Source organism: Spirosoma daeguense, from assembly GCF_054776875.1.
This window is the reverse complement of record NZ_BAAHBF010000001.1, coordinates 996,422-1,010,982: the sequence shown is the minus strand read 5'-3', so window position 1 is coordinate 1,010,982 and position 14,561 is coordinate 996,422. Positions and strand designations below refer to the sequence as shown.

Sequence of the window (14,561 nt, the reverse complement as noted above, 5' to 3'; positions counted from 1 at the left end):
TACGTTAAACCTTTATAATCACGTTTTTACGATACATCCACCAAAGAATACCGGACCAGATCAGTACAAACGTGAGCGCACCAGCCAGTGATGCATTACGTGGATCGGAAAAAGGCGGGGCAATGAATGTTCGGAAAAGATACTCTTTCGAACCAACTTCGTTACCGTCAGGCAACGTAACATGAATCAGGTTCATGACCCGGGGAATCAGGCCCGACAGGAAAAAGACGGTGATTGCGTTTACGCCAAAGGCAACGAATGGTAATATGCCCCAGCGATATTGTTGTACGTCGATAAGCCAATAACAAACGGCGAGACCAAGCATAGCGAGTCCACCTGCTAGTAGTACATATGAACTTGTCCAAAGGGCTTTATTGATCGGGAAGATTTTGTCCCAACATAGTCCGGCTATCAGTATGAAACAGCCTACACAGAATAACCAGGCTGCCTTTTCGGAGGCTGGTCGGTTGCTACGTAGCCATGTACCCGTCAGTATTCCTAGTAAGCCGGTTCCGATGGCAGGCAACGTGCTTAATACCCCTTCCGGGTCCCAGACTTTTGCGGGTTTATAGACATGTGCGGGTGTAAGAATTGTGCGATCAAACCAGGCAGCCAGATTCGTTTCTGGCTCCAGATTCGGATAGCCAACGCCCGGTACAGGAATCATGGTAATTGATAGCCAGTACGTTAGCAACAATAAGATAAGGATAACTACCTGCTGCCGCGAACTGGTTTTTAGAAACAATAACCCACAGCATAGATAAACCAGCGCAATACGTTGTAAAACTCCCGGAATTCGGACGGTGTTGATATCGAACTTTGGAAAAAAATTCAGGAATAATCCCAGCAGAAACAATGTAGCACTACGTCTAATAATTTTCAAAATCAGTTTCTTCCCGGCTCCGCGTTCATTGTTGACGTATTGACCTAACGCGAACGTAATGGATACGCCTACAATAAAAAGGAAGAACGGAAAAATCAGATCTGTTGGCGTCCATCCGTTCCATGTTGCATGTTCGAGCGGTGCATAGATATGGCTCCAGTCGCTAGGATTATTGACCAGAATCATAGCGGCTACGGTTATGCCCCGAAAAAAATCGAGAGAAAGCAGACGAGACTGATAGGGTCGGATAGAAGTTAACGTGTCTGTATTTGCTTCGGGGAAGATCATTTTGAGGAAAAATGCTACGTATACACTACTGAATATATAGGCTCAGCAATAGAAACACAAAATAGTGTTATTTTCAACACTTGCTCCCTACCCTTTTCTTAATTTGCTTATGTCGAATTTCACTAATCAGGTTGTTTTTATTACTGGAGCTGGTTCGGGTATCGGTCGGGCAACAGCGCTGGCTTTCGCCATATCTGGCGCTCGGGTCATTGTTGCCGAAATCAACGAACGTAGTGGTCAGGAAACCGTTGATCAGATTTTACAAGCCAATGGCGACGCATTATTTATACGTTGTAACGTAGCAGAACCCAGCCAAATCGAATCGGCAATACAACAAACGGTTGATCACTACGGTCGGTTAGATATTGGTATTAATAACGCAGGTATTGGAGGAAAATACGGAAAACTACTTGACCAGACGCAACAGGATTTTGAGCAAATGATGTCCGTAAATGTCGGCAGCATTTTTTACGGAATGCAAGCGCAGATCCGGCAGATGGTAAATCAACCAGAGGGGGGGCGAATTGTAAACGTAGCCAGTATTGCTGGTGTTCGTGGTATGCCAATGGGCGCACCTTACAGTGCATCGAAACATGCTGTGATCGGCTTAACCAAAACAGCGGCTTTAGAATATGTGCGTCAGAACATCCGTATCAATGCAATTTGCCCGGTCTACACGCATTCGGCAATGGTAGATGAGCTTATTCAGACAGCCCCCGCAATGGAAGAACGGATGCGCCGACTGATTCCGATAGGTCGCCTGGGCGAACCCGACGATATTGCTCAGGCTATTTTGTGGCTTTGTTCAGAAGAGAATGCTTTTTTCACTGGGCAGGCCATTCATCTGGATGGCGGTATGACAGCAGGTTGATTTTTTCGATCATATCAAGTATATATTCGCCTATAAAAAATGCCAGCTCCTGCTGAAGCTGGCATCTCTTTAGGAATAGATCCTACTACCTTGGCCCACGTCCACGCGAGCGGTTGTAGTAGCCACTGCGCGCATTGGGGCTATAATTGTAATTCCTGTATCGGGGTGCAACGTAACGAGGCCGCACCACAACAGGCGGTGCCGGACGATAATATCCGTAAGGACGATATCCATAATTATAACGGTAATAGGGACGGGGGCCGTAGTTGCCGCCCGTGCTTACATAAGCGGGGCCGCAACTGGTCATCAGTACGATGAACAAACCCGCAATTGCCAGATGTATGCTTTTTATCGTTTTCATGATTAAACCTGTTTAGTCGTCAACCTATTTGCCGATTAGACAAATCATGGCCGCTTTCGTTTAATAACAACGATGAAAAAACCAGAAAGTTTTTACAAATGGGGAGGGTTCAAGCAAGTGGCCCAAGTTGGAACGACCTGACAGGCAAAAGGAAAATATAAAAGACGAGGGGAACTTCAATCGTATCACTTATCGCCAATATGCCATTCTGTGACTAGTGGCTGATGACAAGAAGTTGACGGGCCAAGATGGGCTAATGTCCCGCTATTGATTGAGTATATTCTCCCTTATGCCTGATTATAAAGCTTGATAACTGTTTCGCGCATCATCTGGCCCGTATCATTGAGGAGAAACCCAATCAATTCGGCGATGTTTTTTGTCGGAACCCATCGGCTTGTATCGGCATCGGTCATCGCTTTTCGGTTTGTGGGTGTGTCGATGGTGCTGGGTACAATCACATTGGCAGTTATATTGTTCGACTTACCTTGCGCATTTATGATTTCGGCCAGCTCGAAAATCAGCGTTTTGCTCAATGCATAAGCCACTACGTTTTTCCCTTCATTTGGGTGAAGTGCGGGCCGCGAACCAATTAAAATAAATTGCCCTCCGCCTTGCTGCTCAAACTGAGCCAGTAGTGGTTTCACCAGATTAAACGCTGAAAAAAAGTTGATATCGAACATGCGACGGAGAAGCGTATCATCCGTTTTCTCGATTGTTCCCATTTCGAAACCACCAACCAGCAAAACAGCCGCCTGAATTTTTTTTGCTTGATGTTCTTTCAGGAACGAGGTTACTGCAGTTTCGTCTAATACGTTTACTTCATTTGTTTGAACGTTCGCCAACTCTGCAAAATCATCAATGTGCCGACTCGAGCCAACAGTTGCAAGAATTGAATAACCCTGTTCATGCAGATAAGTCACTACGTCCTGTCCAAGGCCTCCCGATGCGCCTGTAATCAATATTGTTTTCATGCTAGTCCTGTTGTTTTAGTTCAATGCCAAAAGATAGAGGTTGTTACGCTGACTAGTTTTTATATGCAAACAACCCGAAAACGTTGTCGATTTCGGGTTGTAAGAAACAGATTAATCAAGTGGCTTATTCCTGTTCTAACAGAAAAGCTTTGATAAACCCATCAATATCACCGTCAAGAACGGCATCAGTATTCGATGTTTGATGACCTGTACGGTGGTCTTTTACACGCCGATCGTCCAATACGTACGAACGTATCTGCGAACCCCATTCAATTTTCTGCTTACCGGCTTCTACTTCGGCACGGGCCGCGTTACGTTTCTGAACCTCAATCTCATAAAGTTTCGATTTCAGCAAACGCATGGCTACTTCTTTATTCTGTAACTGACTACGTTCCTGCTGACATTCAATAATCAGACCGGACGGACGGTGCCGGAGACGTACCGCCGTTTCAACTTTGTTTACGTTCTGTCCGCCAGCTCCACCCGATCGGAACGTATCCCAATCAATATCGGCCGGGTTAACGTCGATTTGAATGGTATCATCGACTAACGGATAGGCAAAAACCGAAGCGAAGGAAGTATGCCGCCGTGCGTTGGAATCGAAAGGCGAAATACGCACGAGTCGATGAACACCATTTTCAGATTTCAGAAAGCCATAAGCAAGCGCCCCATCGACTTCAATAGTAGCAGATTTAATGCCCGCCGTGTCACCTTCCTGATAATCAACCTGTTTTAAGCTATAGCCGTGTTTTTCAGCCCAGCGCATATACATCCGATATAACATATCGGCCCAGTCCTGACTCTCAGTACCACCAGCCCCGGCGTTAATTTCGAGAACGGCACTTAGCTGGTCTTCTTCATTGCCCAGCATTTTTTTGAGTTCAAGGTCGTCGAGCGTAGCAAACACTTTTTTACCTTCTTCGTCAACCTCTTCTTCGGTTACCTCACCCGCTTCATAGAATTCAAACAGCGTTTCGAGATCACCAAATTGACTGTTCAGGTTTTCATACCCCGAAATCCAGCCTTTGAGCGCGCGTACCTGTTTCATTACACCTTCAGCACGAGAGGCATCCGTCCAGAATTCTGGCTGAAACGTTTGTTGTTCGAGTTCGGCTAATTGTTCTTTTTTGCTATCGTAGTCAAAGATACCCCCTTAGAGCCTCTACTCTGGCTCTCAAGTCGGTCAACTGGTCAGTTGTCATGAACTTGTTTTCTTGGTTTAATAAATGAGTTATAAGATTCTATAGTTGTCATGTTCTATGGCGCGACGCTAACTTTATAACTGTACAACTTTGTAGACTTATAACTCTATAACTTCCTTGCGTCACAAAGATAGAACAAAAGAAGGAGGGGGGATGGTTTAGTTCGGGTATCAACTTTTCGGCCTACCTTTGCGTTCTCTTTGTAAACGAGTTATTTATTATTCATTCTATAAATTCATCCATTAACTAATGGCTTCACAGTACGATGTAATCGTTGTGGGTAGCGGGCCGGGCGGCTACGTAGCTGCTATCCGGGCGTCGCAGTTGGGTTTGAAAACCGCCGTTATCGAACGCGAAAGTCTAGGCGGCATTTGTCTGAACTGGGGCTGTATCCCAACGAAAGCGCTGCTGAAATCGGCGCAGGTTTTTGAGTATATCAAACATTCGGCTGATTATGGAATCACCATTTCTGGTGAATCGAAGGCCGATTTTGGAGCGGTAATTAAACGGAGTCGGGGTGTTGCCGAAAGCATGAGCAAAGGCGTACAGTTTCTGATGAAGAAAAATAAAATCGATGTCATCAATGGCAACGGTAAATTGAAAGCCGGTAAGAAAGTCGAGGTTACGGCGGCCGACGGTAAAGTTACCGATTATGAAGCCAAGCACATTATTGTGGCTACAGGCGGTCGGGCGCGCCAGTTACCGAACGTACCCATAGACGGAAGTAAGGTAATCGAATACCGTAAGGCAATGTCGCTGGAAAAACGACCAGACTCTTTGCTGGTAATTGGTTCCGGTGCTATCGGTGTAGAGTTTGCCTACGTTTATGCCAGCATGGGTACGAAAGTGACCATCGTTGAATTCCTGCCGAATGTAGTGCCAGTTGAAGACGAGGACATCTCGAAAGAACTTGCCAAGCAATACAAAAAAATCGGTATCGATATTTACACCAAGTCGGAAGTAACGAAAGTCGACACCAGCGGTAAAGGTTGTAAGGTATTTGTGAAAACGCCCGATGGCGAAAAAACTTTTGATGTTGACGTAGTACTCTCTGCTGCCGGGGTAGTGGCTAATATCGAAAACATTGGTCTGGAAGAAACAGGTATTTCGGTTGACCGGGGCAAAATTGTAACAGACGATTATTACCGGACTAATGTTGATGGTTACTACGCTATCGGCGACTGTACGAAAGGACAGGCTCTGGCACACGTAGCATCGGCTGAAGCAATTATCTGTGTTGAAAAAATTGCTGGCCTAGGGCACGTAGAGCCTTTGAATTATAACAATATTCCTGGCTGTACGTACTGCACACCAGAAATTGCGTCGGTTGGTTACACCGAAAAAGCGGCTCGTGAAGCTGGTTATGAGCTTAAAGTTGGTAAGTTCCCATTCTCGGCTTCGGGTAAAGCAAAAGCAGCAGGTACACCAGAAGGTTTCGTGAAAGTTATTTTCGATGCCAAATATGGTGAATTTTTAGGTGCTCACTTTATTGGTAATAACGTAACGGAAATGATTGCCGAAGTTGTGGCCGCTCGCAGACTTGAAACAACAGGCGAAGAAATTCTTAAGGCAGTTCACCCGCACCCCACTATGTCGGAGGCAATTAAAGATGCTACGGAGGCTGCTTACGGTGAAGCTATTCACCTGTAGGTAAAAATCATTTCGTTTGATAACAGAAAAGTTGCCGCTCTTCAGAGATTGGCAACTTTTCTGTTATGAAGCAGACAAAATTTACCAATTGTTACGTAATACTGTAACAATCAAAAACTTCTTTAAAAAATATTTTTCATTATTCTGGAAAAATTTCTAATTTTGCACTCCCAAACTAGAAATACACGTCAACAACATACGTAAGGTGAAGGTCTGCTGCTGCGGAAACCACATCTGACTTTTGGCAAAACAAACTTTACCTAGATAGAGTATTGTTTGCCTATGAAAGGTCAGGTGCAGCGCGCCCGACCTTTTTTGTTGTTTTTGGGCCTGATTTTAAAGCAGATATAGGAATAATCCGAAAGTTTGCCTACTTTTGCGGCCCGATTCAGACGGCAGGTCTGGCTTGGAAATGAGTAATTTAACTATTACCTGCTTACTTTAAACAAACACAAATGTCTGGTTTAATTGGCAAAAAAATCGGGATGACCAGCGTGTACAATGCGGACGGGCAGGCTCTGGCATGTACGGTTATTGAAACGGGTCCCTGTGTCGTAACGCAAGTACGTAGCGTCGAGAAAGATGGCTACAAGGCTGTGCAGCTGGGTTACGGTGAGAAAAAAGAGAAGCACAGCAACAAGCCGGAGTTAGGCCATTTCAAAAAGGCTGGTACGACCCCAAAACGCAAACTGGTTGAATTCAAAGAATTCGTACAGGAGCTGAATCTGGGCGAAACTCTCACGGTAGCCGACATATTTACTGAAGCCGACTTCGTTGACGTAGTTGGAACAGCAAAAGGTCGTGGTTTCCAAGGCGTTGTGAAACGTCACGGATTCGGTGGTGTAGGTGGTCAAACACACGGTCAGCACAACCGGGGTCGTCACCCAGGTTCGATTGGTGCTTGCTCGTTCCCATCACGCGTGTTCAAAGGTCTTCGTATGGCTGGTCGGATGGGCGGTAACCGCGTAAAGGTGCAAAACCTACGCGTGCTACGTGTTCTGCCTGAGCAAAATCTGCTCGTTGTTAGCGGTTCGGTTCCTGGAGCCAAAAATTCATACGTTATTATCGAGAAGTAGGTCATGGAAGTAATCGTATATAACAGCAAGGGCGTAGACACAGGCAAAAAGGTCACCCTTTCAGATGAGGTTTTCGGCATCACGCCAAACCAGCACGCGATTTACCTCGACGTGAAACAGTACTTAGCCAATCAGCGGCAAGGAACCCACAAAGCGAAAGAGCGTGCAGAAAATGCGCACTCGACTCGCAAATTGAAGAAGCAAAAAGGTACAGGTGGTGCTCGTGCTGGTAGCGCTAAATCGCCTGTGTTTGTTGGAGGTGGTACGATTTTCGGACCTCGCCCCCGTGATTATAGCTTCAAAATCAACAAAAAAGTGAAATCGCTGGCTCGCCAATCGGCTTATGCAGTAAAAGCGCAGTCGAATAGCATTTCGGTTATTGACAACATCACGCTGGAAGCTCCACGTACGAAAGATTATGTTCAATTTCTGAACGATCTGAACGTAACAGGCCGTAAAACGCTGTTGATTCTGCCAGACGTAAATACGAACGTAGTACTGTCGAGCCGGAATATTCAGAAAACGAAGGTGACTACAGCCGCACAGGTGAACACCTATGATCTGATGAACGCAGATCAACTGCTCATTAGCGAAGAAGCTTTGTCAACCATTCAAACCTTGTTCCAGCAATAGTCATGAGCGTACTGAAACGACCAATCGTCACTGAAAAAATGACGGGCCTTAACAAGCAGGGGAAGTATGCTTTTGAGGTTTCATTGAACGCAAACAAACTCGAAATAGGTAAAGCCATCGAGAAAATGTACGGCGTTAACGTAGAAGCTGTCAATACGTTCCGGGTATACGGAAAGAAACGTAGCAAAAACATTAACGGACGTGTAGTAACGGGCAAAACCCCAACCACGAAAAAAGCAATCGTAACGGTGGCAGAGGGCGAAGTAATTGATATTTACGCAGATCTGTAAACCGAGCATTGCTCTACAATAATCAGTCATGGGAGTTAAAAAACTAAGACCAGTAACGCCGAGTACACGTTTTCGCGTGGCACCCGATTTCGCGGAACTGACAGCCTCCAAGCCGGAAAAAAGCCTGCTGGAGCCCCTGAAGAGAACCGGTGGCCGTAACAACGAAGGTCACCGCACTATGCGCTACATTGGAGGAGGTCATAAGCGGCATTACCGTATCATTGACTTTAAGCGCGATAAAGTCGGCCAGGTTGCCGAAGTTTTGACTGTTGAATATGATCCAAACCGTTCGGCCCGCATCTCTCTGGTGCAATATGCCGATGGCGAAAAGCGCTACATCATTGCTCCTCAAGGCATTGTAGTTGGGCAGAAAATCCAGTCAGGTACAGGCTCAACTCCTGATGTAGGTAATGCATTACCTCTTTCTGAAATGCCAATTGGTACTATTGTGCATAACATCGAATTAACGCCTGGTAAGGGTGGTTCGATGGCTCGCTCGGCGGGTACGTATGCACAACTAGTAGGTCGTGAAGATAAGTACGCTATTCTGCGTCTGCCTTCTGGTGAAACCCGTCGTGTATTGAGTGCAGGTATGGCAACCGTTGGTTCTGTATCGAATCCTGATCACATGAACGTAGTTGTTGGTAAGGCTGGCCGGAGCCGTTGGTTGGGTATTCGTCCACGTGTACGTGGTGTTGTTATGAACCCAGTCGATCACCCAATGGGTGGTGGTGAAGGTCGGGCGTCGGGTGGTCACCCACGTTCGCGCAATGGTCAGTACGCGAAAGGTCAGAAGACCCGGAACCGGAACAAGCCATCTGAAAAAATGATTATTAGCCGACGCAAAAAGTAACAGATAAAAATGGCACGTTCACTTAAAAAAGGCCCATATATCGATTTTCGCCTGGACAACAAAGTGCAGGCGCAGAATGACTCGGGTAAGAAATCGGTCATCAAAACCTGGTCGCGTCGTTCGATGATTTCGCCGGATTTCGTAGGCCACACCTTCGCCGTTCATAACGGGAACAAGTTTATCCCGGTATACGTAACGGAAAACATGGTAGGTCATAAGCTTGGTGAATTTTCACCAACGCGTAACTTCCGGGGGCACACCGCTAAAAAAGACAAGGGCAAACGATAAACTAGCACGGGGCATAGGGTGTTGGGCTCAGGGTTTTATCCCCGAGTCTCGTGCCCCGAGCCCAAAGCCACAAAAAAATGGAAGCAGTAGCAAGACTTAGAGATGTGCCCACGTCGCCCCGTAAGATGCGGTTAATCGCCGACCTGATTCGTGGTCAGCGCGTTAGCCGGGCGTTGGGTCTATTAAAATACCAGCCACAAGCAGGTGCCGCCATATTGCAGAAAGTTCTGCTATCGGCAGTTGCTAACTGGCAGCAGAAGAACGAAGATGAGCGTATCGAAGATGCTGATCTTTACGTAAAAACGATTTTTGTTGATGGCGGTCCAATGCTGAAACGCCTGCGCCCTGCTCCACAGGGACGTGGTCACCGGATTCGGAAACGCTCGAACCATATTACGATTGTGGTTGATAGCGCAGCGCAAACTGCACTGACTTCAGCAGAAGTAGAAACCCCTGAAAACGAACAATAATAAGAAATGGGACAAAAAATAAATCCAGTTGGCCTGCGACTTGGTATTGTTCGGGGCTGGGAGTCGAGCTGGTACGGTGGCAAAGAATTTTCGGACAAACTCGTTGAAGACGAAAAAATCCGTAAATACGTAGCAGCCCGTATCCCTAAAGGAGCCATTGCTCGGGTAGTTATCGAACGTACACTGAAGCGTGTTACGTTAACAATCCATACGGCTCGTCCGGGTATTGTTATCGGTAAAGGCGGTGGCGAAGTCGATAAGATTAAAGAAGAGTTGAAAAAAGTAACGGGTAAAGACGTTCAAATCAACATCTTCGAGATCAAACGTCCTGAAATCGACGCTAAACTTGTAGGTGAAGCAATTGCTCAGCAACTACAAGCGCGGATTTCGTTCCGTCGGGCCATGAAACAGGCTATCCAGTCGGCTCTGCGCGTAGGTGCTCAAGGCATCAAAGTAAAAGTATCTGGCCGTTTAGGTGGTGCTGAAATTGCCCGCTCTGAGCAATACAAAGAAGGACGTGTTCCTCTTCATACGCTACGTGCCGATATCGATTATGCTATTTCGGAAGCACAAACTGTATACGGAAAAATCGGCATCAAAGTGTGGATTTTTAAAGGTGAAGTATATGGCAAGCGTGATCTGTCTCCAGCAGCAATGATGAGTCAGGCACAAGCAGGTGAGCGTGCTGCTTCTTCGAACGATCGTGGTGATCGTCGTGGTCCACGTGGCGACCGCGATGGTAATGACCGTGGTGGTCGTGGCCGTGGTGACCGTAACGACCGTGGTGGTAATAACCGTGGTGGTGGTCAGGGCGGTAATCGCGGTGGCCAAGGCGGAAATCGCGGTGGCGGTGGCCAGGGTGGTAATCGCGGTGGAGGACCAAGACGATAAATAAGATATAAGTGATGAATGATGAGTGAAGAATGCTGATAGGCACCGACTCATCACCGCTCCGGCGGCCCGGTTATCACTCATAGCTCATAACTTCTTAAAAGATGTTACAGCCAAAAAGAACAAGATTCCGCAAGCAACATAAAGGAAGGATTCCAGGGATCGCATCGCGCGGCCATGAAATAGCTTTCGGTACGTTCGCTATCAAATCGCTGGAGCCAGGACGTATTACTGCTCGCCAGATTGAAGCTGCACGTATTTCGGTTACCCGTGCAATGAAACGGGAAGGCCAGGTTTGGATTCGTATTTTCCCCGATAAGCCAATTACCAAGAAGCCGGCTGAAGTACGGATGGGTAAAGGTAAAGGTGCTCCCGAATATTGGGTAGCCGTTGTGAAACCCGGCACGATTATGTTCGAAGCTACGGGTGTTCCGCTCGAAACAGGTATGGAAGCACTGCGTTTGGCAGCTCAGAAATTACCTGTTCGGACCAAGTTTGTGGTTCGGCGCGATTATCAGGAGCAAGGCGAGGAATAATACCCTTAAGCGACGAACAAGATGAAAAAAGAAGATTTAAAAGGATTGTCGGCTGATCAACTGCGCACTGAAATAGGTGCTGAGCAGGACCGACTGCAGAAACTGAACTTTGCGCACGCGGTATCTCCAATCGAGAACCCAATGCGTATCCGCGAGAGCCGTAAACGGATTGCTCGCCTGAATACAGAACTGACAGCGAAATCTCGGCAAGCCTAATAAGAACGACGATGGAAGAGCAACAAGCACCAGCACCGCAGGAAGAGACAGCAACTCCAGCGGCAGCAGCTACAACAGAACAGTCGACTACAGCCGCTCCTACAACGAGCGAAGCTAAATCGGCGTCGGAGCGTAACGCTCGGAAAGAGCGTATCGGACGGGTGACTAGCAACAAAATGCAGAAAACGATTACGGTATCTATCGACCGTAAAGTAAAGCACCCGTTGTACCATAAGTTTCAGACGAAAACGAAGAAACTAACGGTTCATGATGAGAATAATGAGTGCGGTATTGGCGATACGGTTCGCGTAATGGAAACCCGCCCATTGAGCAAGAATAAACGTTGGCGGTTAGTCGAAATCATCGAAAAAGCGAAGTAAGCCATGGTACAGCAAGAATCAAGATTAGGAGTAGCAGATAACAGTGGTGCTAAAGAAGTACTGGTTATCCGCGTCCTGGGCGGTACGGGCAAGCGGTATGCATCGGTCGGTGACAAAATCGTCGTAACGGTGAAGCAAGCTCTGTCGTCCAGCAGCATGAAAAAAGGTACGGTTTCGAAAGCCGTTGTTGTTCGGACAAAGAAAGAAGTACGTCGGAAAGATGGGTCGTACATTCGCTTTGAAGACAATGCAGCCGTGTTGCTCAACAACAATGATGAGCCACGTGGTACCCGGATTTTCGGGCCTGTAGCCCGCGAATTGCGTGAAAAGCAATTCATGAAAATTGTATCGTTAGCCCCGGAGGTACTCTAAGCAATGGAAAAGAAAATAACGCTACCGAAACATAAATTCCACATCAAGGCGGGCGATACGGTCGTCGTGATTGGCGGTAACTCGAAAGGACAGAGTGGCGTAGTTAAGGAAGTGATCGTAGAAAAAGACCGCGCTCGTGTAGAAGGTGTTGCTATGATTACGAAACACCTTAAACCTACAGCCTCTAATCCGCAGGGAAGTCTGGTGAAAACAGAAGGTTCAATCCATATCAGCAATCTGAAACTGGTTGATCCTGCTACCGGCGAACCTACCCGCACGGGTCGTAAGTTGAACGACAAGGGCAAGCTGCAACGCTACTCGAAGAAGACGGGCAACTTCATCCCAGATGTTCGTAAATAACTTTAAGCAGGTCTAAGATATGGCAACGCCAAGACTGAAAGAAAAATATTTAAACGAGGTTATTCCCCAACTGAAAGACAAATTCCAGTATAAGTCGGTCATGCAAGTGCCGCGTCTGAGCAAAATTGTCATCAATAAAGGGATCGGAGCCGCCGTTGCAGATAAAAAACTGGTAGATGTAGGTGTCGAAGAATTAACGACAATTACGGGCCAGAAAGCCGTTCCGACGATGTCGAAGAAGGCTGTTTCGAACTTCAAACTACGGGAGAAAATGCCCATTGGTGCGAAGGTAACGTTACGTGGTGAGCGCATGTATGAATTTCTGGACCGCCTGACAACGGTATCGTTGCCACGTGTTCGTGACTTCAAAGGCATAAGCGACAAAGGATTCGACGGCCGTGGTAATTATACGTTCGGCGTGCAGGAGCAGATTATCTTCCCTGAAATCAGTATTGATAAAGTGGCTCGTATTTCAGGTATGGATATCACGTTTGTGACTACCGCTAATACCGACAATGAAAGTTACGAACTGCTGAAAGCAATGGGAATGCCGTTTGCTAAAAGTGGTAAATAATAACCGACACAAAGGCTAAAAAAATGGCAAAAGAATCAATCAAAGCACGGGAACGGAAACGCGAAGCGTTGGTTGCCAAATATGCTGCGAAACGGAAAGCGTTAAAAGAAGCAGGAGACTATATTGGTCTTGATAAACTGCCTAAAAATGCATCGCCAGTTCGTCTACATAACCGTTGCAAACTGACCGGTCGGCCTCGTGGCTACATGCGTAAGTTTGGTATTTCACGGGTTACATTCCGGGAAATGGCATCGGCAGGTAAAATTCCAGGTGTAACTAAGGCAAGCTGGTAATTCCAGGCACCATTTCAATTTGTAATTCAGTTTCCGTAATTTTGCGAACTTTCCTGAAAAACAGGGGTTTGCAAGTAACGCAACGCTAAGAATGAATACAGATCCAATAGCAGATTACCTGACCCGTGTCAGAAACGCTATCCGGGCACGGCACCGGGTTGTGGAAATTCCTGCTTCTAATATAAAGAAAGAAATTACCAAAGTATTGTACGATAAAGGCTACATTCAAAACTATAAGTTTGATGATAGCACGCCACAGGGGTCAATTAAAATTGCTCTGAAGTACAATCCTACCACGAAGCAATCCGCTATCGTTGACCTGCAACGTATCAGCCGTCCTGGTCTGCGTCAATACCGGGGTGCTGACAACCTCCCACGTATCCTGAATGGATTGGGTGTTGCGATCCTATCGACTTCTAAAGGTGTTATGACCGACAAAGAAGCGAAGACTCTGAATGTAGGCGGTGAAGTATTGTGTTACGTCTATTAATCCGAATTGAACGATGTCACGTATAGGTAAGAAACCAATCGCCCTCCCCAGCAACGTAACGTTGTCTGTCGACGCGCAAAACGTCGTAACGGTGAAAGGGCCAAAAGGCACCCTGACCCAATCGGTTGACCCGGACATTTCGGTGGCAATCGAAGAGGGCCAGATACAAGTATCTCGCCCAACAGATCAGAAGCGTCATAAAGCAATGCACGGTCTATACCGTGCGCTGGTGAACAACATGGTAACAGGCGTTAGCGAAGGTTTTAAACTTAACCTTGAAATTATCGGGGTAGGTTATAAAGCTGCTGTTACGAATAACGTTCTTGAACTTCAGTTGGGCTATTCGCACAATGTTTACGTAGCAGTTCCTGGCGAAATTAAAGTTACGGCTGTTACCGAGAAAGGACAGAACCCTAAAGTTTATTTAGAAGGCTCTGACAAACAACTTTTGGGCGACGTAGCGGCTAAGATTCGCTCGTTACGGAAAGTTGAGCCTTACAAAGGCAAAGGTATTCGGTTTATCGGTGAACAGGTTCGCCGGAAAGCTGGTAAGACTTCGTCGAAGAAATAATTTATTGTTTCAGATTCTTGGTTTTGAGTTTATATCGATTGG

General features: G+C 46.6%; 22 protein-coding genes. 18 read left to right on the top strand and 4 right to left on the bottom strand.

The window, feature by feature from the left end; all coding sequences use genetic code 11:
• Positions 1–4: 4 nt before the first annotated feature.
• Positions 5–1,171: an acyltransferase family protein gene (locus ACYVD4_RS03960; RefSeq protein ID WP_460942604.1), complete on the bottom strand. Its 1,167-nt coding sequence runs from the start codon at positions 1,169–1,171 to the stop codon at positions 5–7.
• 109 nt (positions 1,172–1,280) lie between these two features.
• Between ACYVD4_RS03960 and ACYVD4_RS03955 the strand changes: the two genes are divergently transcribed.
• On the top strand, positions 1,281–2,042 hold the full coding sequence (locus ACYVD4_RS03955; protein WP_460942602.1) for an SDR family NAD(P)-dependent oxidoreductase: 762 nt from the start codon (positions 1,281–1,283) through the stop codon (positions 2,040–2,042).
• Between the two features lie 85 nt (positions 2,043–2,127).
• Here the strand turns inward: ACYVD4_RS03955 and ACYVD4_RS03950 are convergent, their stop codons facing one another.
• The 3 genes from ACYVD4_RS03950 to prfB form a co-directional block, all read right to left on the bottom strand.
• Complete coding sequence (locus tag ACYVD4_RS03950; protein ID WP_460942600.1) at positions 2,128–2,403, bottom strand: hypothetical protein; 276 nt, start codon at positions 2,401–2,403, stop codon at positions 2,128–2,130.
• Between the two features lie 287 nt (positions 2,404–2,690).
• A complete protein-coding gene (locus tag ACYVD4_RS03945) occupies positions 2,691–3,374 on the bottom strand; it encodes an SDR family NAD(P)-dependent oxidoreductase (RefSeq protein ID WP_460942598.1) in 684 nt (227 codons plus the stop codon).
• 124 nt (positions 3,375–3,498) lie between these two features.
• A protein-coding gene (prfB, locus tag ACYVD4_RS03940) for a peptide chain release factor 2 (RefSeq protein WP_460942596.1) occupies positions 3,499–4,576 on the bottom strand; the annotation gives its coding sequence in 2 pieces (ribosomal slippage) (positions 3,499–4,515 and positions 4,517–4,576; 1,077 coding nt in all).
• A 249-nt stretch (positions 4,577–4,825) separates the two neighbouring features.
• Here prfB and lpdA point away from each other — a divergent pair.
• The 17 genes from lpdA to rplF all read left to right on the top strand — a co-directional run bounded on the left by lpdA (position 4,826) and on the right by rplF (position 14,519).
• On the top strand, positions 4,826–6,226 hold the full coding sequence (gene lpdA / locus ACYVD4_RS03935) for a dihydrolipoyl dehydrogenase (protein WP_460942594.1): 1,401 nt from the start codon (positions 4,826–4,828) through the stop codon (positions 6,224–6,226).
• A gap of 455 nt (positions 6,227–6,681) precedes the next feature.
• A complete protein-coding gene (gene rplC / locus ACYVD4_RS03930) occupies positions 6,682–7,302 on the top strand; it encodes a 50S ribosomal protein L3 (protein WP_460942592.1) in 621 nt (206 codons plus the stop codon).
• Positions 7,303–7,305: 3 nt separating this feature from the next.
• Positions 7,306–7,935 carry a 50S ribosomal protein L4 gene (gene rplD / locus ACYVD4_RS03925; protein WP_460942590.1) on the top strand — a complete coding sequence of 210 codons (630 nt, stop codon included), beginning with the start codon at positions 7,306–7,308 and terminating at the stop codon, positions 7,933–7,935.
• Between the two features lie 2 nt (positions 7,936–7,937).
• Complete coding sequence (gene rplW / locus ACYVD4_RS03920; RefSeq protein ID WP_460942588.1) at positions 7,938–8,225, top strand: 50S ribosomal protein L23; 288 nt, start codon at positions 7,938–7,940, stop codon at positions 8,223–8,225.
• Between the two features lie 28 nt (positions 8,226–8,253).
• Positions 8,254–9,078 (top strand): 50S ribosomal protein L2, encoded by an 825-nt coding sequence (gene rplB, locus ACYVD4_RS03915; RefSeq protein ID WP_460942586.1) that lies wholly within the window; start codon positions 8,254–8,256, stop codon positions 9,076–9,078.
• A 9-nt stretch (positions 9,079–9,087) separates the two neighbouring features.
• Positions 9,088–9,366: a 30S ribosomal protein S19 gene (gene rpsS, locus ACYVD4_RS03910; RefSeq protein ID WP_012930238.1), complete on the top strand. Its 279-nt coding sequence runs from the start codon at positions 9,088–9,090 to the stop codon at positions 9,364–9,366.
• A gap of 77 nt (positions 9,367–9,443) precedes the next feature.
• Complete coding sequence (gene rplV, locus ACYVD4_RS03905) at positions 9,444–9,836, top strand: 50S ribosomal protein L22 (protein ID WP_460942584.1); 393 nt, start codon at positions 9,444–9,446, stop codon at positions 9,834–9,836.
• Between the two features lie 6 nt (positions 9,837–9,842).
• Positions 9,843–10,727 (top strand): 30S ribosomal protein S3, encoded by an 885-nt coding sequence (rpsC, locus tag ACYVD4_RS03900; RefSeq protein ID WP_460942582.1) that lies wholly within the window; start codon positions 9,843–9,845, stop codon positions 10,725–10,727.
• 104 nt (positions 10,728–10,831) lie between these two features.
• On the top strand, positions 10,832–11,263 hold the full coding sequence (rplP, locus tag ACYVD4_RS03895) for a 50S ribosomal protein L16 (RefSeq protein WP_460942580.1): 432 nt from the start codon (positions 10,832–10,834) through the stop codon (positions 11,261–11,263).
• Between the two features lie 21 nt (positions 11,264–11,284).
• Positions 11,285–11,479 carry a 50S ribosomal protein L29 gene (gene rpmC, locus ACYVD4_RS03890; RefSeq protein WP_460942578.1) on the top strand — a complete coding sequence of 65 codons (195 nt, stop codon included), beginning with the start codon at positions 11,285–11,287 and terminating at the stop codon, positions 11,477–11,479.
• Between the two features lie 11 nt (positions 11,480–11,490).
• A complete protein-coding gene (gene rpsQ, locus ACYVD4_RS03885) occupies positions 11,491–11,859 on the top strand; it encodes a 30S ribosomal protein S17 (RefSeq protein ID WP_460942576.1) in 369 nt (122 codons plus the stop codon).
• Between the two features lie 3 nt (positions 11,860–11,862).
• Positions 11,863–12,231 (top strand): 50S ribosomal protein L14, encoded by a 369-nt coding sequence (rplN, locus tag ACYVD4_RS03880; protein WP_018618706.1) that lies wholly within the window; start codon positions 11,863–11,865, stop codon positions 12,229–12,231.
• A 3-nt stretch (positions 12,232–12,234) separates the two neighbouring features.
• Entirely contained in the window at positions 12,235–12,591 is a 357-nt protein-coding gene (gene rplX / locus ACYVD4_RS03875) for a 50S ribosomal protein L24 (protein ID WP_460942574.1), read from the top strand.
• 19 nt (positions 12,592–12,610) lie between these two features.
• Positions 12,611–13,165 (top strand): 50S ribosomal protein L5, encoded by a 555-nt coding sequence (gene rplE, locus ACYVD4_RS03870; RefSeq protein ID WP_460942572.1) that lies wholly within the window; start codon positions 12,611–12,613, stop codon positions 13,163–13,165.
• 23 nt (positions 13,166–13,188) lie between these two features.
• Positions 13,189–13,458 (top strand): 30S ribosomal protein S14, encoded by a 270-nt coding sequence (gene rpsN, locus ACYVD4_RS03865; RefSeq protein ID WP_020600943.1) that lies wholly within the window; start codon positions 13,189–13,191, stop codon positions 13,456–13,458.
• 91 nt (positions 13,459–13,549) lie between these two features.
• Complete coding sequence (gene rpsH / locus ACYVD4_RS03860; RefSeq protein ID WP_190888456.1) at positions 13,550–13,948, top strand: 30S ribosomal protein S8; 399 nt, start codon at positions 13,550–13,552, stop codon at positions 13,946–13,948.
• A gap of 13 nt (positions 13,949–13,961) precedes the next feature.
• The gene (rplF, locus tag ACYVD4_RS03855; protein WP_460942569.1) at positions 13,962–14,519 is read left to right on the top strand and encodes a 50S ribosomal protein L6; all 558 of its coding nucleotides are present in this window, start codon (positions 13,962–13,964) and stop codon (positions 14,517–14,519) included.
• Positions 14,520–14,561 lie beyond the last annotated feature (42 nt).